Here is a 20614-nt window from a genome sequence, read left to right as displayed (position 1 = left end):
GTCATTGGGGAGCCCTCCGTTTCAGGAAGTCAGGAAGGAGGATGAGCGCGGTGGTAACGACGAGGATCACCGTCGATCCCGCGGCGATGGTCGGGTCGACGTCAGAGGTAACGCTGGTGAACATCTGCACCGGCAGCGTGCGCAGGTGCGGGGACTGCAGGTACAGCGAGATGACCGCTTCGTCGAAGGAGGTGACGAACGCGAACACCGCTCCGGACATCACTCCCGGCGCGATCAACGGCAACGTGACGAGCCGGAAGGTCGCCAGCGGCGAAGCTCCAAGGCTCGCCGCCGCACGCTCCAGCCGAGGATCAAGGGTCCGCAGACCAGCGCTCACGGTGATCACGACGAACGGCAGAGCCAGCACGACATGGGCGAGTACGAGGCCTTCCACCGTGCCCACGAGCCCCCATCGAAGGAACGCCGTATAGATCGCCAGAGCGACGATGACGTTCGGCACGATCATGGGTGCCACAAGGAGCCCTTGGAGGACGGCTACTCCACGGCGGCGGCTTCGCGTGATCGCGAATGACGCCAGTGTTCCGATGATCGTCGCCATCAGCGTGACCATGATGGCGACCTTCAGCGAGGCCAGCAGTGGTTCTCTCCACGCCGGGTCGGTGAAGAACCGCTCGTAGTAGTGCAGCGACCAGCCCCGCGGCGGAAACTCGAAACTGTCCTTGTCGGTGAAGCTCAGAGGCACCACGACGAGGACCGGCGCGATGAGGAACGATCCGACCAGGACACTGAACAACCGCAGTGCCGGATTCGCGTGCCGATTGACGCCCATCAACGCTCCCCCCTCGTCGACATGCCGAGGGCGGCGCTCGGTGAGAGGAAGCGCGAGACCAGGGCCAAGAGCAGGAGCGTGAGCAGGAACAGCACCGTGGCGAGGGCTCCGCCCGCGCCGAAGTCCAGCAGTTGAGTGATCCGCACCGTCATCAACTGGGAGATCATCGACTCGCTTGGCGAGCCGAGCATCGCCGGCGTGACGTAGAAGCCCAGCGCGAGGATGTACACCATCATCGCGCCCGCCACGACCCCCGGCATGGAAAGCGGCAGATAAACGCGGCGGAATGCGGTAAGCGGCCGCGCGCCCAAGCCGACGGCCGCGTCGAGGAGGCGTCGATCGATGGTTCGCAGCGTGCCGTACAAAGGCAGGGTCATGAAGGGCAGCAGCACTTGCGTCATCCCGATCGTCACGCCGGCCTCTGTCCCGGCGAGTTCCAGCGGCCCGAGCCCGACCATCGCCAGCAGGTCGTTGATGGGTCCGTTGTCCTGAAGCAGGACGATCCAGGCAAACGTCCGTGCCATGAGACTCGTCCAGAACGGCAGCAGCACCAGGGCGACCATCACCGAACGGGCACGTCGACCGACCAATGTCATGAGGTAGGCGTACGGGTATGCCAACAGCAGCGTGACCAGCGTGACGATGGTGGCCATGCGCAGGGTCCGCAGCAAGACCAGCAGGCTGACCCCGTCGGTGAGCAGCCGATGATAATTCTCGAGCCCGAGAGACGGATCAGCGAAGCTCAGCCAAATGAGGGCCGCCACCGGATAGGCGAAGACGGTGGCAAGAAGACAAATGGCGGGCACGACGAGAAGAACGCCGTACCAGGGCCTGGCGCTCAGCCACAGCAGACGGCGTTCAGGCCGTTCAGGTGCCGAAGCGGACATGATGGGAGTGGACGAAATGGGCATGACGCCCCTACCTCCGAAACGTACTTCTTCGCGTTTGGCTCCACAGGCACCGCCGGGTCCGACCTCCTGAACGGGGCGGACCCGGCGGCGACTCAGCGGGAGATCCAGGCCGTCCACTTCTGCGTGGCGGTGTCCAGATTCTGCGCCCACCAGGACATGTTCCGCAGGAAGCCGGTTCCCTTGTCCTGACCGAGTGGCAGGTACTGCCGTGTCACCTCGTCCGCCGGCAGCTTCGCGTCGGGGTGAATCGGCGCGTAGGCGATGTGCTGCGTCAGCGTGGCCTGAGCCGCGGGAGTGATCGCGTGCGCGATGAACTTCATCGCCTCGGTCTTGTGCGCCGTTCCCTTCGGCACCACGAGCACGTCCCAGAAGAACATCGGCTGGTTCCACACCGGCGCGATCTTCGCGCCGTTGTGCGCAGCCTGGCTCGCTCTGCCCGGCCATGCGAGCACCATGTCGACCTGCCCAGTCTCCATCGCCTGCTGTTGCTCCGCACCGGTGGTGAAGAACTTCAGATCGTTCCTGATGGTGTCGAGCTTGCGGAAGGCCCGCGTGTAGTCGATCGGGTAGAGCTTGTCTGTCGGCACGCCATCGGCGACGAGCGAGATCTCCAGACCGCCCTCTTTGGCGTCGTTCATCATCCCGCGCTTACCGGGAAACTTCTTGGTATCGAAGAAGTCTCGCCAGGACGTGGGTGGGTTCTGGCCGAACTTCTCGGTGTTGTAGACCAAAAGGAAGGCCGACTTCATGTCGGGGACCCCGCACTCCGACACGAGTTCCTTGTCGATCTTCGAGACGTCGACGACGGTCAGGTCGATCTTCTCGATATACCGCCCGCAGTTGGCGATCGCGTAGAACGGATCGGCCTCGACGACGTCCCAAGTGACGCGGCCGCTGTCGACCATGGTCTTGAGCTTGGCGTAGGTCACCGGCTGATCCTCGACGACCTTGATGCCGGAGGACGCAGCGAACGGCTTGACGAACGCCTCCCGCTGCGCGGCCTGATACGCGCCGCCGGTCCCAACGAAGACAACGGATCGGTCACTGACCGTCGGACCGGTTTCACCGCCGCATCCGGCGAGCAGCGCGACGGCCGCCAAGAACGCGGTGGCGCAGGGGATGATTTTGATCATGACTGTACTCCGTCGGGGCATGTGCATGGGAGGCGGCCGGTCCGCCTAAACCTGCCGTTTCACATGAGCAGGCAGGCTGACGGGGTGAACATCAGATGGATTCACCGTGGATCCGGCGGACTCTTAGCACCAGAAAGTGCCAGCCGAATTTCGACTATCTCGAAATGAATCATCGATCCCGCCATCGCCCCGGCTCCGAGATTTTGCCTCGCACGGCCGCCTTCAGGCTTTCAGCCCCCCACATCGACGGCAGGCGGAGCCTCAGCGACTCAGAGCTTCCGGCATAGCGACACCGCAGGCCGCATCGTGGTAATCGCCAAGCCAGAGATCGTGCGGCCGAACGGGGGTACCTCCAGGTCCAGTCCGATGGCCTCAGCGAGGCAATGAACCTTTTTCAACCGGTCGCCTGGACCAGGTCGAGGGTGCCTCCGCCGAAATCGGACCGGGGCTGGTGTCCTGGCAGGACGCCTGGTCACGCGGATACGGCACCTCGCTTACCGCCTCTGGCCGGGGAATCTGAGGTTGAAAAAGGTTCAATCACTCCGCCGGTGATCGTTATCTCATATTCGCAACAACGTGCCTCTTACCGCCTGACATCTTCTTCTGCGCTCTCTCACCAGCCGCGTGGCCGGTCTCGCCGGGCTGCCCTGGGTCTTTGAGACCCTGAGCGGCCTGGCCTCTCAGCGTTTCGTGTCAGGTCTTAGAGAGATCATGTCTCCACGATCACATAGAGATCATTTCGTCCTGCCCTGGACCGTGCGCAGGACCCGGCTGCCGCTGCTCGCCATGCGCTGCCCGGACTGCCGCGCGGAGGCGTCCACCGTGGGCGAGGGCAGGTTCCGGATCAACGCCAACGGCAAGCTGCTGGATGTGTGGCTGCTCGTCCGTTGTGCCGGCTGCGCGCGTACCTCGAAGGTCACCGTCCATGAGCGGGTGCCGGTCCGGTCGCTGGATCCGGCCAGGCTCCGTGCCTTCGAGAGCAACGACCAGGCGCTCGTCGCGCGCACGCTGCTGGACCCCGCGGTCGCCCGGCGCAACCGCTTCGTCCTGGACTGGCGTGGCGCGTGGCGGCTGGAGTCGTCCGTCGTCGAGGCGGCCTGGCCGTACCGGGTCGACGTCGGCTTCCTCGATCCCGTGCCCGTCCGCCCTGAGCGGCTGATCGCTCAGGGCCTCGGGATCAGCAGGGGCGAGGTCGAACGCCGGATCAAGTCCGACCTCCCGCTCAAGCGCACGACGAGCACGGATTTCTCATTCGTCGTCATGCCCGCCGGGTAGGGGGTCAGGCACGGCCGAGGAAGAACGTCCTGACGTCCTCGGCGAGGAGTTCCGGCACCTCCATCGCGGCGAAGTGACCGCCGCGCTCGAACTCCGACCAGTGCCTGATGTCGTACAGCCGCTCGGCCAGCGGTCGCACCGACTGCGTGATGTCGTGCGCGAACACCGCCACGCCGAGCGGCACCGGGCACGGCTGCCTGCTCCCTCGCGGCACGTCGTGGTGCAGCCGTGCCGAGGAGGCCGCGGTGGCGGTCAGCCAGTACAGCGAGACGTCGGTGAGCATCCGATCGTCGCCGACCGGCGTGGCGGGGTCGGTCCACTGGGCGAATCGCTCGGCGATCCAGACCAGTTGCCCGACCGGCGAGTCGGTCAGCGCGTAGCCGATGGTCTGCGGGGTAAGGGCCTGCAGGGCCTGGTACGGCGGGCGGTTCGCCATCAGCCTCCTGACCTTCTCCAGCCGGGCCTCGTCCGCCTCCGACAGCTTGACGTCGGGGTCCGGGCGGGTCGGCAGGTAGTTGATGTGCACCCCCGTGACGCGTTCGGGCGCGACCGCGCCGAGCGCGATGGAGATGCCCGCGCCGAAGTCGCCGCCCTGCGCGCCGTAGCGCTCGTACCCCAGCCGGCGCATCAGCTCGGCCCACGCCCGGGCGATCCGCAGGGTGTCCCAGCCGCGCTCGTGGGTCGGCCCGGAGAAGCCGAAGCCGGGGATGGACGGGATCACCAGGTGGAAGTCGCGCGACAGCGGCTCGACCACGTCGAGGAACTCCAGGAACGAACCGGGCCAGCCATGGGTGAGGATCAGCGCGAGCGCGTCCGGCTTCACCGACCGGACGTGGACGAAGTGGATGTTCTGGCCGTCGATCTCGGTGGTGAAGTGCGGCAGCCTGTTGAGCTCGGCCTCGTGCGCGCGCCAGTCGTAGCCGGTGCGCCAGTGCTCGGCCAGCTCCTTCAGCCGCGCCAGCGGGAAGCCGTAGTCCCAGCCGGCGTCGGCGACCTCGTTGGGCCAGCGGGTGCGGGAGAGGCGGTCGGTCAGGTCGTCGAGGTCGGCCTGGGGGATGTCGATGCGGAACGGCTTGATCATGGTCCTTGCCCCCGGAGAGAAGTCGTTAGTGGCACGAACGTTAGTAACACTAACGAAGGTAGGCTGTTAGTGGCACTAACGCAAGAGGTGGAGGATTCCCGCATGAGCCCGACCCCTGAGCCCGCCCCGATCCGGCTGCGCGCCATCCCCAGCCGCCTGATCGCCGGGGTCGCGATCGTCGCCGACCGGCTCGTCAGCGAACGCCTGGCCGCCGAAGGCGCCCGCAAATGGCACTTCGCCGTGCTGGCCGCGCTCGCCGAGGCCGGCGCCGCCAGTCAGGCCGAACTCAGCGGCCGTACCGGCATCTACCGCAGCGACATGGTCGCCGTCCTCAACGAACTCGCCGACGCCGCGTGCGTCCGCCGCGAACCCGACCCCGCCGACCGCCGCCGCAACGTCATCATCCTCACCGCCGAGGGCCACCGCCGCCTGGAGCTCCTGGACCGGCTCATCACCGACGCCCAGCGCGACCTCCTCGCCCCCCTCACCCCCGGCCAGCAGGACGAACTCACCCGCCTGCTCACCGTCCTGACCGACCACCACCGCCCCGGGCACGACGCGGGGTAGCCCGCTCCAGGGCGAGCGGGCCGGCCGGTACGGATCGCTCGGGCCGCCAAGGGGGGTCCGGCGGGCCCGCCAGTGCAGGAAGATCTCGCGTGGTGGAATCGCCGGGCGCAGCTCGTGGACGCTGAGCCGGTCGTCGGACTCGTCGTCGGCGGCGTGGACGGCGAGCCACGGCAGCAGCGCCGATCTCATACCGGCGCGCACCATCGACGGCAGGGTCTCGTCGCCCGCCGTACGGAAGACGATCTTCGGGTTCACCCCGGCGCGGGCGAGCGCGTCCTCCGGCTTGGACTGGTCGCAGATCGACGGCCAGGCCACCATCGGGGCACCGTCGAGCCGTTCCAGCGGGACCGGCTCGTCAGGAGAAGTCGGGCATCGTCCCCGACGAGATCGCGGGCGGCCACTGCGCCGCACTCCGCCGCCCCGAACAGGTGGCCGGCCACGCCGGTCCGGTGATCACTTGCGGAGCCGGGAACGGTACTCGCCCGGGGGCATGCCCCGGGCACGCCGGAAGGCGCGGCTGAAAGCGTGCGGAGAGGCGTAGCCGACCGCGCCGGAGATCGACTCGACGGGCTCGTCGGTGTCGCGGAGCCGGACGGACGCCAGGTCCATGCGCCACTGCGTCACGTACGCGCCCGGGGTCTGCCCGAGGGCGGACCGGAAGTGCCGGGACAGCGTCGTCCGGGAGACCGCCGTCGCGGCCGCCAGGGACTCGGTGGTCCAGGGGTGTTCGGGCCGGGCGTGGACGCACACCAGGGCGTCGCGAACGACCGGATCACGCATCGCGCCCAGCCATGAGCCGGGCTGCTTCTCCGGGTGGCGGGCCAGCCAGACGCGCACGAACTGGATGAGCAGGAGGTCGACGATGCTGTTGACGGCGGCGGTGGTGCCGATCTGCGGCTGCGTGAGCTCGGCCGTGAGGAGTTCGACGGTCTTTCTGAGCTGTGCGTTCTCCCGGCTCGTGACGTGCATCGGCCGGGCGAGGGAGGTGAGCACCGGCGTGCTCACCTCCGGGTCCTGCTGGTAATGCAGGACGAGCACTTCGGTCTGCGCCGGCGTCGAGCCCAGGTGCATGGCGCTGCCGTCGGCGATGGCCTGGACCGCCGCCTCCCGGTCGCAGGGGGCCATCATCGCACCGGACCCGCCGGCGATCCCGTGGGCGGTGCCGGGCGACACCAGGACGGCGTCTCCCGCCCGCACCTCCAGGGGTCTCCCGCCCGGGACGTGGAGCCACATCGTGCCACGGGACACCACGTGCAGCGCCGCGCCCGGATAGGACTCCAGCCACAGGCCCCAGGTCCCTCCTGCTTTCAGCACGACCCCGAGCGCCCCTCGCGCGCCCGACACGCGCAAGGCATCGGCGAGTACGTCCATCGTTCCATTCTCGTCGGCTCTCGTCGGCGGGCGGTCAGACCACGTCAAGAACGATCTTTCCGTGCACCTTCCGCGCGAACAGTGCCTGGACGGCGTCGCCCACGTCCCGCCAGTCGCCGCGCAGGCCGACCGATGCCGAGAGCCGTCCGGCGGCCATGAGGCCCAGCAGGTCGGTCAGCTCGGCGCTGGTCGGCGTCATGTCGCCGAAGGTGGTGATGCTGCGGGGTTCGCCGAAGCCGAACAGGGTCCCTGACGGGAACGTGGTGTCCTGCCCGGAGGAGTAGCCGACCAGGTGGATGGTGCCGCCCTCGGCGAGGCGGCTCCACGCCTGGGCTGTCAGCGGCCCGCCGACGGTGTCCAGGACGAGGTCGAAGCGGTCCTCGGTCCCGGCCAGGTCGGTCAGGACCTTGTCGGCCCCGAGTTCGCGGAGTCCGGCGGCCCGGTCCGGGGAACCCACGAGCGCGGTCACCCGCGCACCCGCCAGCGCCGCCAGTTGGACGGCGAAGTGCCCCACGCCCCCGCTGGCGCCGGTGACCAGGACGTCGCGCGCCAGCAGGGACCGCTTGCGCAGCACCCGAAGCGCGGTGGCTCCGGCGATCCCCAGCGCGGCGCCGTCGGCCAGGTCCACGCCCTCGGGGACGGTGCCGAGCGAGGCGGGACCGACCGCTACCCGCTCCGCCCACGCGTGGGCGGACATCCCCAGCGCGACGCGCGTGCCTTCGGGTGGCCCCGAGCCGTCGGACGCGGCGCGCACCACGACGCCGGCCGCGTCGTGGCCGTGCACGGCTCCGGCCGGCCACTGGCGCGCGTACTTCAGCTCTCCGTAGTTGAGACCGATGTGCCGTATCTCGACCAGCGCCTCGTCGCTGGAGGGCACGGGCTCATCGACATCGGCGAACCGGACGGGTCCGGCCTCGCCGTGATCGACCACAAGGGCGCGCATGGGTGTGCTTCCTTCTCTCGTGGATACGCCTGAACACTCGGGACGGCAGCGGACGGAGTGCTCGAACGCCGCACTTCCGCCCCTTGAAGACCCTTACGCATGACCAGTGCGGCGGCCAGTCCCGGGAGAACCGATTAGTTGACGATCTGTATCAGCGCGGCCGGGTCCGGCCCGGCTACAGGCTCAAGCCCGACTCCAGGTGCGCCAGTGCGTCGTCGATCTCGGCCGGGCCGTCCAGGCCGGAATCCTGGGCCCACCGCACCCACACCATGGCCACCACGCCGAAGGCGGCACCGACCGCGTTCCGGACCCGCGGGTCGTCGGCCGCGCATCCGGCCTTGTCCGCCACGATGGCGCAGACCTCGCCGATCAGACCGGGGCTTCTGCGCAGGTTGGCCACCAGCAACTCGGGCACGGTGGCCGCGAACACCTCCCGCGCGTGCCCCGCGGCGATCTCTTCGGCGGACAGGGCGGCGAACGCCGCGCGGAACGCGCCGCGCAGCACGGTGACCGGGGCGCCGGGCGGCCGGGCGGCCAGCGCCTCGATCAGGGGTGGGAAGCGGTCGAGCCTGACCAGGTCCTCCTTCGCCGGGAAGTAGCGGAAGAAGGTGGCGGGGGAGATCTCGGCGGCTTCGGCTATCTGCTCGACGGTGGTGGCGTTGTAGCCGCGCTCATGGAAGAGCCTGAACGCCTCGCGCAAAATCGTCTCCCTGGTCCTGGCCTTCTTGCGCTCGCGTAGTCCGATCTCAGCCACGCAGGAATCGTACTGTACGCACCCAAATGATGGTCTACTCTCAAAAGAGAGTCGACTATCTTCACTGGGAGGTGCCCGTCATGGGCCATGAGATCAACGGACTGCACCACGTCGGCCACATCGTGCACGACATGGACCAGGCCATCGAGCGGTACCGGCGGCTCGGCTTCACCGTCGCCGCCCCCGCCTATCCCGTCCTGCCGACCGCGCCGGGCGGCCCCGCGGAACCGTTCGGAGTGGCCAACGCCCACGTGTACTTTCCACGCGGCTTCGTCGAACTGGTGGCCGTCATCGACGACACCGGCCGCGTCCCCGGCGGCGCCCGGCCGATCCCGTTGCGGGTGCCCGACGACAAGGCGCCCGGCCTGAGGGCCGCCATCCGCGCCACCGCGGCCGGCATCACGTCGTTTCTTGAGCGCTTCCAGGGCGTGCACATCATGATCGCCGACACGCCCGACATCGACCGCGTGGCCGCGCGGCTGACGGCCGATGGGGTCGGCCACGGCGGCGTACACGACATCCAGCGGCCCGTCGAGACCGGCACGGGGACCAGGATGGAGCCCGCCCGCTACCTGGAGATCTCCGGGCCCGGATCGTCCCCGGGACGCGCGCCGGAGGGCAGGATCGGATTCGCCGAGAACCCGCCGGTCGAGGCACCCCACGAGCAGGCCGATCACCCCAACGGCTCGACCGGGCTGGTGGAGTGCGTGCTGTGCGTGGCCGACACGGCGTTGCCCGACCTGGCACGCCGCTACGAAGCCTACTTCGGCCCCGCGCGACCTGGCCGGGTCACCCGTTTCGACCGGGCCAACGTCACCGTGGTGGCCGCGTCGGCACTGGCCGGCCTGCTGCCCGGTGAGCGCCCGGCGGCGCTGCCCGCGTTCGTCGCGTACGCCGTGTCCGTGCGCGACCTCTCCGCCACCGAGGCACTCCTGCGCGGCAACGACGTCCCGGTCACCCGGACCGGCCCGGCGGAGTCGTTCGTTCCCGCCGACGCCGCGCTCGGTGCGGCGATCATCTTCCGCCAGGACGGCCACGTCCGCGTCGGATGACGGCCGTCCGGCCGTCCCGGAGTTGCTTGGCTTGGCTCATCAGCGGCCGACCGGCCGACAACCAGGAGTCGTTCATGGAGCTGGACCTCGGTGCCGTCAGGGCCTTCCTCGCCGTGGTCGATGACGGGCACTTCACCGAGGCGGCCGCCCGCATGGGCATGTCCCAGCAGGCGGTGTCCAAGCGGTTCGCCGAACTGGAGTCCGACCTGGGCGTCCCGTTGCCGATTCGGTCCCGCGCCGGGGTCGGCCCGTCCCCGGACGGCCAGGCGTTCCTCCCGCACGCCCGGGCGCTGATCGGCATGGCCGACCAGGCCACCGCGATGTTCGCCGCGCGCCGCCGTCCGCGGCTCATCGCGCACGTGAAGGACCGCTACCGCCCCTTCACCCCCGAAAGCCAGTGGCTGCCCACTCCCGACCGCCCCCTGTATCCCGGTCCGTAGGCGGCTACGCCCGTGACACGACCATGACACGGCGCGGACGGGGCGGGGACACGGCTGGCCGACAGTTGGACGGGGCGGCCGGCGCCGGGATCGCGCCCGCCGCCGGACACAGAGTCGTGATCACAAAAGGAGAAGGCGTGGCGGATGACAGGCAGTGGGGCACCGCGGTGGCCGGTGGCGGTGACGCGGATGCGCTGTTCAAGGCCGGCGAGTTCGAGGCGGCGGGCCGCGCGTACGAGGAGATCCTGAAAAGGGACCCCGAGAACGTGCACGCGGCCCGCCGGCGCGGTTACGTGGCGCTGCTGGCCAACCGGTTCGCCGACGCCGAGAAGTACCTGTCGATGGCCCTCGCCCTGGCGCCCGGCGACAAGGAGGCCAACCACCTCCTGGCCGACTGTTACATCCGGCAGGACAAGCTCGCCCAGTCCGCGCCTCACTGGAAGGCGGCGGGCGAGGACGGCTACGCCGAGTGGTTCGCGGCGGTCCGCGGCGAGGCGTACCAGGTTCACGGCGAGACCGCGCACGTGCCGTGGAAGCAGTCGGACCCGATGCCGCTGGTGGAGGCATCGGTCAACGGCGGACCGGCGAAGCGGTTCTCCTTCTACACCGGCGCCCCGAACCTGAACATCCGCGCGTCGGTGGCCAAGGAGGCCGGGCTGACCCCCGTCGCCAGTCAGAAGATCGACTCCGAGGGCGGCGCCTTCTGGGCGTACTACGGGATACTGGACTCCTTGAAGCTGGGCGGCATCGAACTGCGCAACGTCCCGGTGGGCTGGTCGGCCACGGAGTCGGGCGAAGACATCGGCAGCGACAGCGACGGCCTGATCGGCACCTGGGTCTTCTACCACCTGCTCACCACCTTCGACTATGCGGGCAAGCAACTGATCCTGCGCCGCCGCACCCCCGAAACGGCCAGGAAGGCACGCGCCGCCGCCGTCCGGGCGGGCGCCCGGCCCCTGCCGCTGTGGCTGGCGCGTGAGCAGTACCTGCACAGCACGGGCGACTTCGCCGGCGCCACCGGCTCCCGCACAGGGCTGGTGGGCGTGAACCTCGGCGGAGGCAGCGAGATCACCGCGGGCATGCGCGGGGAGACGGCCGAGCAGCTGGGCATCCGCATCGACCATGACCGCCAGATCGGGACCTTCGCCCAGAGCCATCCGGCCGTCGTCTATCCCTGCTATCCGGAGAAGATCCGCCTCGGCAACGCCGTGGCCAGGGAGGTCTACTGCTACACGAACCCGAACCAGGCGGTCAACGTGCCCTGGCCCTATGGGACGGGCTTCGACACGATGGGCTGGTTCTCCCACTGCTTCTGGAAGCCCTACAACATCACCGTCGACTTCACCGGCATGAGCCTCTACATCGCCCGCGGCAAGGCCGCCTGACCGCCGAGACGGGCGCCTGGCAAATTTTCCAGTCTCTAGAAAGTTCCATGTGCTGTATATTTTGCGCATGGAGGAATCGCGCCGCGACCGCAAGAAGCGGCTGACCAGGCAACGGATCATCGCCGCCGCGATGAGGCTGTTCGCCGAGCAGGGGTACGAGCAGACCACGGTGACACAGATCGCCGTGGCGGCGGACGTCGACCCCAAGACGTTCTTCAACTACTTCGGCGCCAAGGACGAGGTCGTGTTCGCCGACACCGAGCACATCTTCGACCGGCTGCTCGGCGAGCTGGCGGCGCCGCGGCCGCAGGAGGGCCCGGGCGAGCTGCTGACCAGGGCGGTGCAGGAGTACGCCGCCCGGCGCCGCCCCGAGGTGCCCCGCAAGGAGCCCGAGGAGCTGTCGGCGGGGGTCCGCCTGATGATGACGACGCCGGCGCTGCAGGCCAAGGGGCTGTACCTGATGCTGGACCTGCAGCGGAGGATGGCCGGCGAGCTGCTGAAGGCGTTCCCGGACCGGCTGGATCCGATCACCGCCGCCGCGATGACCGGCGCCCTGATCGGCGCCGTCCAGCAGGCGAGCCTGGCGAGCGTCGAGCTCGGCCGGTCGCAGGACGAGCTGTGGCGGGCCGCGCGGCACGGCCTCGATATCGCCGCGCGCGGCCTGCTCTCGGTCCGCGCGGACATCGCAGAGGGGAGCGACCCGTCATGACGGAGAACGAACAGAGCCTCGCCCGCGACGCGCGGCGGGCGCTGCGCGAGGGCCCCGAGGGGATCACGCGGAGGCAGCGGGCCCGCCTGGCCGAGGCCGTGGCCCACGCCCGCGCCCACTCGCCCTACTACCGCGAGCTGTACCGGGCGCTGCCCGACGACATCGACGACCCTGCGCGGCTCCCGGCCACCGGCAAGAAGGCGCTCATGGCGCGCTTCGACGACTGGGTCACCGACCCGGACGTGACCCTGGCCAAGGCCCGGGAGTTCGTCGCCGACCCCGCCCTCGTGGGCGAGCGCTTCCAGGGGCGGTACCTCGTGGCCACCACGTCCGGCACCAGCGGGCTGCGCGGAATCTTCCTGCAGGACGAACGGAGCCTGGCCGTGGGCAACGCGGTCGGGCGGCGCGCGCGAGCCGGGCTGGGGGTCGGCGACCTCGTGCGCCTCATGCGCGGCGCCGGCCGCACCGCCATCGTCTCCGCGCCGCCCGGCCACTTCTCCACCGTCGCCGGGGCCGCGCGGTTCCGGCGCGACCACCCGCGGCTCGGCTGGATGCTGCGGGAGTTCTCCATTCACAAGCCGCTGCCGCAACTGGCCGCCGAGCTGAACCGGTACAACCCCAGTTCGCTCACCGGCTTCGCCGGCATGCTCGGGCTGCTGGCCGCCGAGCAGGAGGCCGGCCGCCTGCGCATCCACCCGGGGATGGTCATCGCCGGCGGCGAGGCGCTGACCGCGGAGAACCGCGCCCGGATCGCCGCCGCGTTCCACGCCCAGGTCCGCTCCGCCTACGCCGCCACCGAGTGCGGCTTCCTCGCCTACGGCTGCGCGCACGACTGGCTGCACGTCAACACCGACTGGGTGGTGCTGGAGCCGGTCGACGCCGACCACCGGCCCGTCCCGCCGGGGCGGCCCTCGCACACCGTCCTGCTGAGCAATCTCGCCAACCGGGTCCAGCCGATCCTCCGCTACGACCTGGGCGACAACGTCCTGGTGCGGTCCGACGCCTGCCCGTGCGGCAGCCCGCTGCCCGCCGTCCAGGTGCAGGGCCGCGCGGCGGAGATGCTCGAATTCCCCGCCGATGGCGGCGGGCACGTCCGCATCTCGCCCATGGCGTTCGGCACGCTGCTGGACCGCGTCCCCGGTGTCGGGCAGTTCCAGGTGGTGCAGAGCGTGCCGGCGACGCTGCGGGTGCGGCTGAGGCAGGCGGACGGCGCCGATCCCGATCATGTGTGGCGGACTGTACACGAGGAGATCTCGCGCCTGCTGGCCGAGCACGGGGCCGAGCACGTCACACTGGAACACGCCGAGGAGCCGCCCGAGCGGTCGGCCGGCGGCAAGTTCCGCAGGATCATCCCCCTGGCCCCCTGACCGCGCCACGGTCCGGTGCAGGCGAACGTGCCGGACCTTCGGCGGATGCCACGGCAAGGCCTCGTACTGCGACAAGACAGCGGAAAACTATGACATATCCCCTCCCGGCCGGACTCCCATCCGTGCGACGGTGCAGCTGGAGGTGGTGATGATGCCCACGATTCCGCAAGCGTTCGAACAGGCCGCGAGGAAACACGGCGTGCCGGAGAAGATCCTGCTCGCCGTCTCGTACATGGAGTCGCGCTGGGACTGCAACGGCGGCAGGATCAGCACGGCGGCCGGGTTCGGACCCATGCACCTCACCGACGGTGACGCGGTGAGCGGCTCGCGGCGCGACCAGGTCGACGGCCTTTCCTCCTCGCTGCACACCCTGGAGCGTGCCGCCGAGCTGACGGGGGAGAGCGCCGAGCGCCTGCGCAAGGACCCGGCCGCCAACATCGACGGCGGCGCGGCGCTGCTCGCCGAGTACCAGCGCGCCCTGGGCGCCCCGCCGAGCGCCGACCCCGCCGACTGGTACGGCGCGGTGGCGCGCTACTCGGGCGCCACGGCCGAGGAGACCGCCGCGAACTTCGCCGACGAGGTGTACGAGGTCATCCACGAGGGCGCCACCCGGATGACCGACACCGGTACGGAGGTGACGCTGCCGCCCTCTCCGGAGGTGCAGCCGTCCCGCTCCTGGCTGGCCAGACTGGATCTGCCCCATCTGGCCCGCGCGGATGCCGTGGAGTGCCCCGGCTCGCTGGCCTGCGAGTGGATCCCGGCGGTCTACGTCGAAACGCCGGAGGGCGGCTACGTCAACCACGACATCGCCGACCGCCCCAACAGCCAGACGATCCACTACATCGTCATCCACGACACCGAGGAGTTCTACGACGCGGCGATCGACCTCGTCCAGCACCCGACGAGACCGGCGAGCTGGCACTACACGCTGCGCTCACACGACGGCCACCTCGCCCAGCACGTGCGCACCAAGGACGTGGCCTGGCACGCACGCAACTGGTACCTCAACCCCAAGTCGATCGGCCTGGAGCACGAGGGCTTTCTCGCCGCCGGCGGCGCCTGGTACACCGAGGCGATGTACCGTGCGTCCGCCAAGCTCGTGCGTTACCTGGCCGGCAGGTTCGGCATCCCGCTGGACCGCGCGCACATCCTCGGCCATGACAACGTGCCCGGCCTGCTGCCGGAGAAGGTGGAGAAGATGCACGTGGACCCGGGCCCGTACTGGGACTGGGCCCACTACTTCTACCTGCTGGGCGCTCCGCTGCGCCCCGACGGCGACTCCGGCACGGCCACGGTCATGATCCTTCCCGACTACGACCGCAACCGTCCGCACTACATCGGCTGCGACAAGAAGTACCCCGAAGCCGACTGCCCGGCGCACGGGTCGGCCTCGATCTGGCTGCACACCGAGCCGCGCGAGGGGGCGCCCCTCGTCCAGGACATCGGCAAGCACCCGACGGGCGAGTCCACGTTCAACGTGTCCGACCACGCCGCCCGCGCCGTCACCGGCCAGCGCTACGTCGTCGCCGAGCGGCGCGGCGACTGGACCGCCATCTGGTACCTGGGCCAGAAGGCGTGGTTCCACAACCCGCAGTCCGATCCCGTGGCCGTGCCCAGCCGCACCCGGATGGCGAAGCCCCGGCCTGGCCTGAACTCCGTTCCGGTCTATGGCCGCGCGTACCCGGAGGCGGCGGCCTATCCGCCGGATGTGGAGGTGCAGCCGCTGGTCCCGTTGCAGTACACGTTCGCGGCCGGGCAGTCGTACACGGTGGGCCTGACCACGACCGGCGAGTTCTACAAGGCGACGACCTTCGACGCCACGCAGCACAAGGTGATCCGTGGCACCCTGGAGTACCACCAGATCCAGTTCGGCCACCGCGTCATGTTCGTCAAGAGCGAGGACGTCGTGGTGACCGAGGCGTGAGCGCCCCCGGCCACTGGCACGGTCACTGGTGGGCGAGACCTTCGCGAGTGCGGCGAAGAAGCTCCAGAACACGGTGTTCGGGCTCGTGGCCGGTGCCGAGCAGGCGGTTGCAGTGCAGGTGCACATGGCTGCGGCACACCGAGGGAGAGGGGTAGGTGGACGGCAGGTTCCGGCGGCGGACGGCGAGCAGGGACGTCAGGGCCCGGTCGTGGGGTGTCGTGCCGAGCGAACCCGGATCGCGCAGGAGCCGGCGCAGCTCACGCGAGCGCCTGCGATAGTCCCGGCCGCCGTCCGGTGAGGGGGAGACGCCGTCACGGTAGAAGCGCGTGCGCTGCTCGACGTCCAGCCCGAGGGCGTCGAGCAGGTCGTCGACGCTGAGCGCGGCCACGGTGGCCCGGTCGTAGGGGAATCCGTGGCTTCTGGACAGAGCGAGCAGACCGGCCACGGCCGGGCTGTCGGCGACGAAGACGCCCTCGGCGGCCGGCATGCCGGCAAGGCCGCCGTACCGCTCGATCTCGCGCTCGTAGGTGTCGAAGGCGAAGGTCGCGCACGCGCCCGTGGAGATCAGATCGGCCGCCCAGTCGCAGACGTGGCGCATGAGCGGGCCGAGCAGCGTGGCGGGGTCACCGTGGAAGCGGATGCGCAGGTGCGGGTCCGGATCGGTGTAACGCAGGAAGAACCAGCCGTCGGCCAGCCCCGCCCCGGTGACGAACTGCCCGAAGGGGCGCAGCGAATCGACGATCAGCTCGTCCTCGAAACGGCGGGGGCCGTACAGCTTGAGGTAGAGCCAGTCGCTGCCGGGCGGCCGCACGCGGGCCCCGGCGGGCACGACACCGGGGCTCCTGCGCAGCGGCGGGACGGTCCGCCGCTCCCTGAGCGCGAGCGGCACCACCACCTCGCTGAGGTGGAAGCCCTCCGGGCCCGGCAGCCACGCGTGATCCGGGTGGGGCAGGGCCTCCTGGAGCAGAACGGGACGTCCCGGCGGTTCATCGCGCAGCAGCCCGGCCTGCTCGGGATCGTCCAGGTCGAGCAGCAGCCGGTTGTCGCCACCGGCCAGGTACACGTGGCGCGGCACGCCGTACGCCTGCCGCCAGGCGGCCAGGCCGCCCGCCCCGCGCAGGTCCGCGGGATCGACTCGCCAGCGGGCCAGGGACAGGACGACACGGCCCCGCTGGATCCGGGGCAGGAAGGGAAGAGCGGCGGCCGGTCCCCAGTCGAACGACGTGAACACGCACCGGCCGTCGCGGGCGGCGTCCAGCAGGAAGCGGGCCGCCGGGGGTGCGTGCGACGGGTTGAGCATGTGGCACTGGGTGGCGACGACCTCCACGTCGCGTGCGGGCCACCGGACCGTGAACAGGCCGTCGCGCAGGCCCACGACCAGCTCGCCGACCGGTACGACCCACTCCTCCGCGAGGCCGGTGGAGGGGCCGAAACGGATCTCGTGGCGGTGCCCGCACCGGCGTACGGCGACGTTGCCGGAACGCGCGCGCTCCGGCGTGTAGACCACCTCGGCGAGGAGGCGGCCGGGCGCGTGCCGGGATTCGGCCTCCGCCGCCCGCGCCAGCGCGGTGGCCGCCGGGGGGCCGAGCAGATCGGCGAAGCGTCCGAGGGTGCGCCCGGCCCCGTTCGCGCCCAGGTTCGGACCCACGACGAGCAGGAAGTCGCCCTTGTCCACGGCCTCGGCGCTGGGGGCGGCCACCAGGACCGCGAGGTCGAGGGTCGGCGGGGGCGGCGCGGCCGCCGGGGTCCAGGTCTGGAGGCGTGCCAGCAGGTCGTCGTCGAGTTCGACGGCGGTCACCCGGTCGCGGCAGGCGTTCACGGCCAGGTCGGTCAGCAGCCGCTGCCGGGCGGTCGGCGCGTGGATCCGGTCGCCGCCGTCAGTGGGGCGGCCCAGCCCGAAGTCCGGGTCGACCAGCTCCAGCAGCGGGACCTCACGGCCCGCGCCGTAGCGCCTCTCGAACGCCCGGCGGCAGGCGTCGAGGTGGGGCGGTCCCGCGGGGTGCGGGCTCAACCGGAGCAGCACCTCGGCCGCGACCGCCGCCTGCGCCCCGATCCGCCTGTTCAGGCCGGTCCCCGACAGCGGCAGCGCGAGGTCCGTCTGGAGGAGGTTGCGCGGGTCAGTGGGAGAGGCGATCGTGGTGATCCGGTCGAGCAGGCCCGGCCACGTACGCGCCCGTTCGTCGAGCGGGCGGGCGTCCCACTCCCGCAGGGCCGCGCGCAGCCCGGCGAGGTCTTCTGCGACGGGGTGTCCGGCGAGCCGTTCCCGCACGTGGCCGAGGGGGTCGCGGGTGAGCGGCGGACGCAGGTCGTGGTGCAGGAACCCTTGCCGGAGCAGGTCCTCGATCAGCCCGTCCGCCTTCTCCGGCGTGGCGCCCGGGAGCGTGATCAGCGCTTCGGCGAGCTCCGCGCGCGAGACGGGCGCGCGGGCCAGGGCGAGGGCCTGCCGTACCGCCGAAGTGGCCCGTACGGAGGCCGTGCCGCCCGCCGGGAACGCCCGTCCGGCGCGGACCAGCACGGAGGGGTCGGCCACCAGGCGCAGCCGGGTGCGGACCTCGGGATCGGCTTCGAGGTGCGCGACCAGGTCCGTGAGCCAGCCCAGGTCCGGGCGGGTACGGGTGCGGGCGCGCGGCTCCTGCTTGGCGAGGGCCAGGTCGGTGCGGTGTCCCCAGTCGGCCAGGGCGACGCCCGCGAAGAGGCCGAACGGGGTCGGCCGCGTGCTCATGCGGATGAGGTAGCGCAGCAGCTTGCGGCCGACCCTCCGAGCCTTGGGATGGCCGGGCTGCGTTCGCGCCAGAGCGGCGGCCAGATCGCCGCTCGCCACCTGGATGGCCGCCACCACCGCCGGGGATCCGGGTAGCAGGCAGCCCGGATCCGCCGGCTCGCCCGCCCGCGCGGCGGCGTCCACCGGCAGGAGCGGGGCGCGCACCAGCGCCCAGTCCATCGGCGTGTACAGGCTCCGGTTCGCGCGGGTCATGACAGGAGGAAGAGCCGATCCCAGGCCGGTTCGACGTCTGTCGCCGCGGCCAGCAGTACCAGGACGACGCCCGCCGCGCCGTCCAGGACCCCGGCGCGGTCCACGGAGTTGCCCTGCGGCTCCAGCGAGGCGTACGCGAGCGGCCGTTCCGGCTGGTAGGCGGCCAGCAGCTCGTCCACGAGCCCGGCCGCCGCCTGGCGGAACAGGCCGGTGTCGCGGGTGAAGCGGAGCACGACCTGCAGCAGGCCGCTGACCCCGTGGCAGAACGTGGGCGACGGAATCGCGCGCAGTTCGGCCGGCCGGCGCAGGACGGCGTCCATCGCCTCCAGCGCCACCTCGCCCAGGAGGCCGTCGTCGAGCGCCTGGGCCGCCAGCCACAGGGCGCGGGCGACCCCCGGGGTCCCGTAGCACCACGCGCTCCGTGCCGAGTCGGCCCGGCCGGGCCGACCCTCGCCGGTCAGCGGTACGAACGCGGGCCAGTCGTCCCCGGCACGGTGGGCGATCAGCCAGTCGGCGATCCGCCTGACGGCGTCCGCCTGGCCCGGCACCTCGATGCCCGCGCGCAGGGCGAGCGACAGCAGGGCCAGCGGCCCCGGGATGCCGTGCGCGAGACCGCAGTCCAGAGCGCCGTGCGGGTGCAGCCGCGACATCGTCGCCTCGCCCATCAGATGGGCGGGCGTCATCCAGGCGGGCGGCTCCTGCTCCCGGGCGAGCGTCACGAGCCCCGCGAGGATCTCCGGGAGGATCCCGTGCGGGTCGTGCGTCAGCAGGCAGGCGCCTACCCCGCAGGCTCCGGAGATCAGGTCGAACGCGCTCACGGGGCCCGGCTCGCGGGTTTCGCCGAGCCGCCTGCCGATCGCCGCGGCGCGGGGTGCCAGGGCGTCGTCCAGCGCGGCGAGCATCCGCCGGTAGCGCGTCCCGTCCCGGCTCAGCGACACGGTGGCGAACGCCAGCCCGCTCAACCCGCCGAACAGGCCCGCCGGCGCCGTTTCCACGCCCGCCGCGGCCGCCGTGAGGAACCGGTGACCCACCGCGTCCCAGCCTTCGCCGGGCAGGCACGCGTTCAGATAGGCACAGGTCACCGCGAGGCCCGCGTCGCCGTCCGCCACCGCGTACGGCCTGCGGGCCAGGGACTTCGGAAACCGGGTCTGTTCGATGGACGCGGCGAGGGCCGCCGCCACCCGGCCCGGATCGGTCACCCGCGCCGCGACGTCGCGGGCGACGCGGAGGGCCGCCGCCTGCCGGTCGGGGCCGAGCAGGCTCTGCCAGGCGGTTTCACACCCCTGCGCCCGCCCGGACGTGACGGCGCTCACCGGTTCTCACCGCACCAGGGGTCGCACGTCACGCAGCTACCGCAGTTGGTGGGGATGACGCAGGTCTCGTAGCAGGATCCGCAGTTGGTCACGCACGTCTCGCAGGACGGCGCGCAGGTGCCCGGCGTCACGCAGTCCCCGCCGCCCGCCGCCGTCGGCTCCTGACAGTCGTGCTCGCGGGTGTCGGTCAGGCCCGGGATGCACTGACCGCTCCTCGACCGGCCGAACCGCACGTCGAGGTCGAACTCGTCGAGAGGGCGGCCCGTCCGGGTCCTGGTGAACTCCACCATCGCGTCGCGGCGCAGGGACACCTGGGTGGCCTCCTCGCCCCGGAACGGCTCCTCGTCGCGGGCGACCGTGGTCATGTCGATGACGTCGCCGCTGCCGAACTCCGCGTAGTAGTCGAGCGCGCGCGTGAAGTACAGCCGCTGGTGGTCCGGCCGGTCGCTGTCGCCGAGAAATCCGGTCATACGCAGAACCGCCGCAGGCGCCTGCGCCGGATCGGGCCGCACCCTGTCCACGATCGGGTCCTGTGATCTGCCGGCGCTCCCCGGTCCCGTCTCGTCCTCGTCGGGCATCGCCTGCGCTCCTTGACGTCCGCGGTTACCGGGTCGCGGGGACGTGG

The 20614-nt window shown here is 71.0% G+C and carries 18 protein-coding genes and 1 pseudogene; 8 read left to right on the top strand and 11 right to left on the bottom strand.

What is annotated here, in order from left to right:
• Position 1 precedes the first annotated feature (1 nt).
• The 3 genes from DP939_RS28740 to DP939_RS28730 form a co-directional block, all read right to left on the bottom strand.
• Positions 2–790: an ABC transporter permease gene (locus tag DP939_RS28740; RefSeq protein WP_113983955.1), complete on the bottom strand. Its 789-nt coding sequence runs from the start codon at positions 788–790 to the stop codon at positions 2–4.
• Entirely contained in the window at positions 790–1677 is an 888-nt protein-coding gene (locus DP939_RS28735) for an ABC transporter permease (RefSeq protein WP_113984059.1), read from the bottom strand. The genes DP939_RS28740 and DP939_RS28735 overlap by 1 nt, the downstream gene beginning before the upstream one ends.
• A gap of 116 nt (positions 1678–1793) precedes the next feature.
• Positions 1794–2834, bottom strand: a complete 1041-nt coding sequence (locus tag DP939_RS28730; protein ID WP_158578736.1) for an ABC transporter substrate-binding protein — start codon at positions 2832–2834, stop codon at positions 1794–1796.
• Positions 2835–3545: 711 nt separating this feature from the next.
• Here DP939_RS28730 and DP939_RS28725 point away from each other — a divergent pair.
• Positions 3546–4109: a DUF1062 domain-containing protein gene (locus DP939_RS28725; protein WP_113983951.1), complete on the top strand. Its 564-nt coding sequence runs from the start codon at positions 3546–3548 to the stop codon at positions 4107–4109.
• 4 nt (positions 4110–4113) lie between these two features.
• On the opposite strand, the gene DP939_RS28720 is transcribed toward DP939_RS28725, so the two are convergent.
• Complete coding sequence (locus DP939_RS28720) at positions 4114–5190, bottom strand: epoxide hydrolase family protein (RefSeq protein ID WP_113983949.1); 1077 nt, start codon at positions 5188–5190, stop codon at positions 4114–4116.
• A gap of 102 nt (positions 5191–5292) precedes the next feature.
• Here DP939_RS28720 and DP939_RS28715 point away from each other — a divergent pair, with 102 nt between their 5' ends.
• Positions 5293–5757 (top strand): MarR family winged helix-turn-helix transcriptional regulator, encoded by a 465-nt coding sequence (locus tag DP939_RS28715; RefSeq protein WP_113983947.1) that lies wholly within the window; start codon positions 5293–5295, stop codon positions 5755–5757.
• A 66-nt stretch (positions 5758–5823) separates the two neighbouring features.
• Here the strand turns inward: DP939_RS28715 and DP939_RS49375 are convergent.
• The 4 genes and pseudogenes from DP939_RS49375 to DP939_RS28695 all read right to left on the bottom strand — a co-directional run.
• A pseudogene (locus tag DP939_RS49375) lies at positions 5824–6168 on the bottom strand (LysR family transcriptional regulator substrate-binding protein); the annotation flags it as partial.
• 42 nt (positions 6169–6210) lie between these two features.
• On the bottom strand, positions 6211–7128 hold the full coding sequence (locus DP939_RS28705) for an AraC family transcriptional regulator (protein ID WP_113983945.1): 918 nt from the start codon (positions 7126–7128) through the stop codon (positions 6211–6213).
• A gap of 34 nt (positions 7129–7162) precedes the next feature.
• On the bottom strand, positions 7163–8071 hold the full coding sequence (locus tag DP939_RS28700) for a zinc-binding dehydrogenase (RefSeq protein WP_113983943.1): 909 nt from the start codon (positions 8069–8071) through the stop codon (positions 7163–7165).
• Between the two features lie 175 nt (positions 8072–8246).
• Positions 8247–8825: a TetR family transcriptional regulator gene (locus DP939_RS28695; protein ID WP_113983941.1), complete on the bottom strand. Its 579-nt coding sequence runs from the start codon at positions 8823–8825 to the stop codon at positions 8247–8249.
• 80 nt (positions 8826–8905) lie between these two features.
• On the opposite strand from DP939_RS28695, the gene DP939_RS28690 reads away from it, so the two are divergent.
• The 6 genes from DP939_RS28690 (at position 8906) to DP939_RS28665 (ending at position 15702) form a co-directional block, all read left to right on the top strand.
• Positions 8906–9877, top strand: a complete 972-nt coding sequence (locus tag DP939_RS28690; protein ID WP_113983939.1) for a VOC family protein — start codon at positions 8906–8908, stop codon at positions 9875–9877.
• A gap of 26 nt (positions 9878–9903) precedes the next feature.
• Entirely contained in the window at positions 9904–10317 is a 414-nt protein-coding gene (locus DP939_RS28685; RefSeq protein WP_199565475.1) for a LysR family transcriptional regulator, read from the top strand.
• A 137-nt stretch (positions 10318–10454) separates the two neighbouring features.
• Positions 10455–11702, top strand: coding sequence for an aspartyl protease family protein (locus tag DP939_RS28680; RefSeq protein WP_158578734.1), 1248 nt, complete (start codon positions 10455–10457; stop codon positions 11700–11702).
• A 67-nt stretch (positions 11703–11769) separates the two neighbouring features.
• Positions 11770–12411: a TetR/AcrR family transcriptional regulator gene (locus tag DP939_RS28675; protein WP_113983935.1), complete on the top strand. Its 642-nt coding sequence runs from the start codon at positions 11770–11772 to the stop codon at positions 12409–12411.
• Entirely contained in the window at positions 12408–13778 is a 1371-nt protein-coding gene (locus DP939_RS28670; RefSeq protein WP_113983933.1) for a phenylacetate--CoA ligase family protein, read from the top strand. Before DP939_RS28675 ends, DP939_RS28670 begins: the two co-directional genes overlap by 4 nt.
• Before the next feature lie 199 nt (positions 13779–13977).
• Positions 13978–15702, top strand: a complete 1725-nt coding sequence (locus DP939_RS28665) for an N-acetylmuramoyl-L-alanine amidase (RefSeq protein ID WP_225878552.1) — start codon at positions 13978–13980, stop codon at positions 15700–15702.
• Between the two features lie 22 nt (positions 15703–15724).
• Here DP939_RS28665 and DP939_RS28660 read toward each other — a convergent pair whose 3' ends face one another.
• From DP939_RS28660 to DP939_RS28650, 3 genes are read right to left on the bottom strand one after another with little or no spacing between them, the layout of a single operon-like run.
• The gene (locus DP939_RS28660) at positions 15725–18676 is read right to left on the bottom strand and encodes a lantibiotic dehydratase (protein ID WP_113983930.1); all 2952 of its coding nucleotides are present in this window, start codon (positions 18674–18676) and stop codon (positions 15725–15727) included.
• Positions 18673–19989: a lanthionine synthetase C family protein gene (locus DP939_RS28655; RefSeq protein ID WP_113983927.1), complete on the bottom strand. Its 1317-nt coding sequence runs from the start codon at positions 19987–19989 to the stop codon at positions 18673–18675. The genes DP939_RS28660 and DP939_RS28655 overlap by 4 nt, the downstream gene beginning before the upstream one ends.
• On the bottom strand, positions 19986–20567 hold the full coding sequence (locus DP939_RS28650; protein WP_113983925.1) for a hypothetical protein: 582 nt from the start codon (positions 20565–20567) through the stop codon (positions 19986–19988). The genes DP939_RS28655 and DP939_RS28650 overlap by 4 nt, the downstream gene beginning before the upstream one ends.
• Positions 20568–20614: the final 47 nt, after the last annotated feature.

The organism is Spongiactinospora rosea, assembly GCF_003315795.1.
Lineage (GTDB): Bacteria > Actinomycetota > Actinomycetes > Streptosporangiales > Streptosporangiaceae > Spongiactinospora > Spongiactinospora rosea.
This window is presented reverse-complemented; position numbering and strand designations above follow the sequence as displayed.

Coding starts and splice junctions, on each gene's coding strand:
- DP939_RS28720 (WP_113983949.1), bottom strand. CDS start 5,190: ATGATCAAGCCGTTCCGCATCGACATCCCCCAGGCCGACCTCGACGAC.
- DP939_RS28715 (WP_113983947.1), top strand. CDS start 5,293: ATGAGCCCGACCCCTGAGCCCGCCCCGATCCGGCTGCGCGCCATCCCC.
- DP939_RS28730 (WP_158578736.1), bottom strand. CDS start 2,834: ATGATCAAAATCATCCCCTGCGCCACCGCGTTCTTGGCGGCCGTCGCG.
- DP939_RS28675 (WP_113983935.1), top strand. CDS start 11,770: ATGGAGGAATCGCGCCGCGACCGCAAGAAGCGGCTGACCAGGCAACGG.
- DP939_RS28650 (WP_113983925.1), bottom strand. CDS start 20,567: ATGCCCGACGAGGACGAGACGGGACCGGGGAGCGCCGGCAGATCACAG.
- DP939_RS28705 (WP_113983945.1), bottom strand. CDS start 7,128: ATGGACGTACTCGCCGATGCCTTGCGCGTGTCGGGCGCGCGAGGGGCG.
- DP939_RS28690 (WP_113983939.1), top strand. CDS start 8,906: ATGGGCCATGAGATCAACGGACTGCACCACGTCGGCCACATCGTGCAC.
- DP939_RS28670 (WP_113983933.1), top strand. CDS start 12,408: ATGACGGAGAACGAACAGAGCCTCGCCCGCGACGCGCGGCGGGCGCTG.
- DP939_RS28735 (WP_113984059.1), bottom strand. CDS start 1,677: ATGTCCGCTTCGGCACCTGAACGGCCTGAACGCCGTCTGCTGTGGCTG.
- DP939_RS28700 (WP_113983943.1), bottom strand. CDS start 8,071: ATGCGCGCCCTTGTGGTCGATCACGGCGAGGCCGGACCCGTCCGGTTC.
- DP939_RS28740 (WP_113983955.1), bottom strand. CDS start 790: ATGGGCGTCAATCGGCACGCGAATCCGGCACTGCGGTTGTTCAGTGTC.
- DP939_RS28660 (WP_113983930.1), bottom strand. CDS start 18,676: ATGACCCGCGCGAACCGGAGCCTGTACACGCCGATGGACTGGGCGCTG.
- DP939_RS28725 (WP_113983951.1), top strand. CDS start 3,546: ATGTCTCCACGATCACATAGAGATCATTTCGTCCTGCCCTGGACCGTG.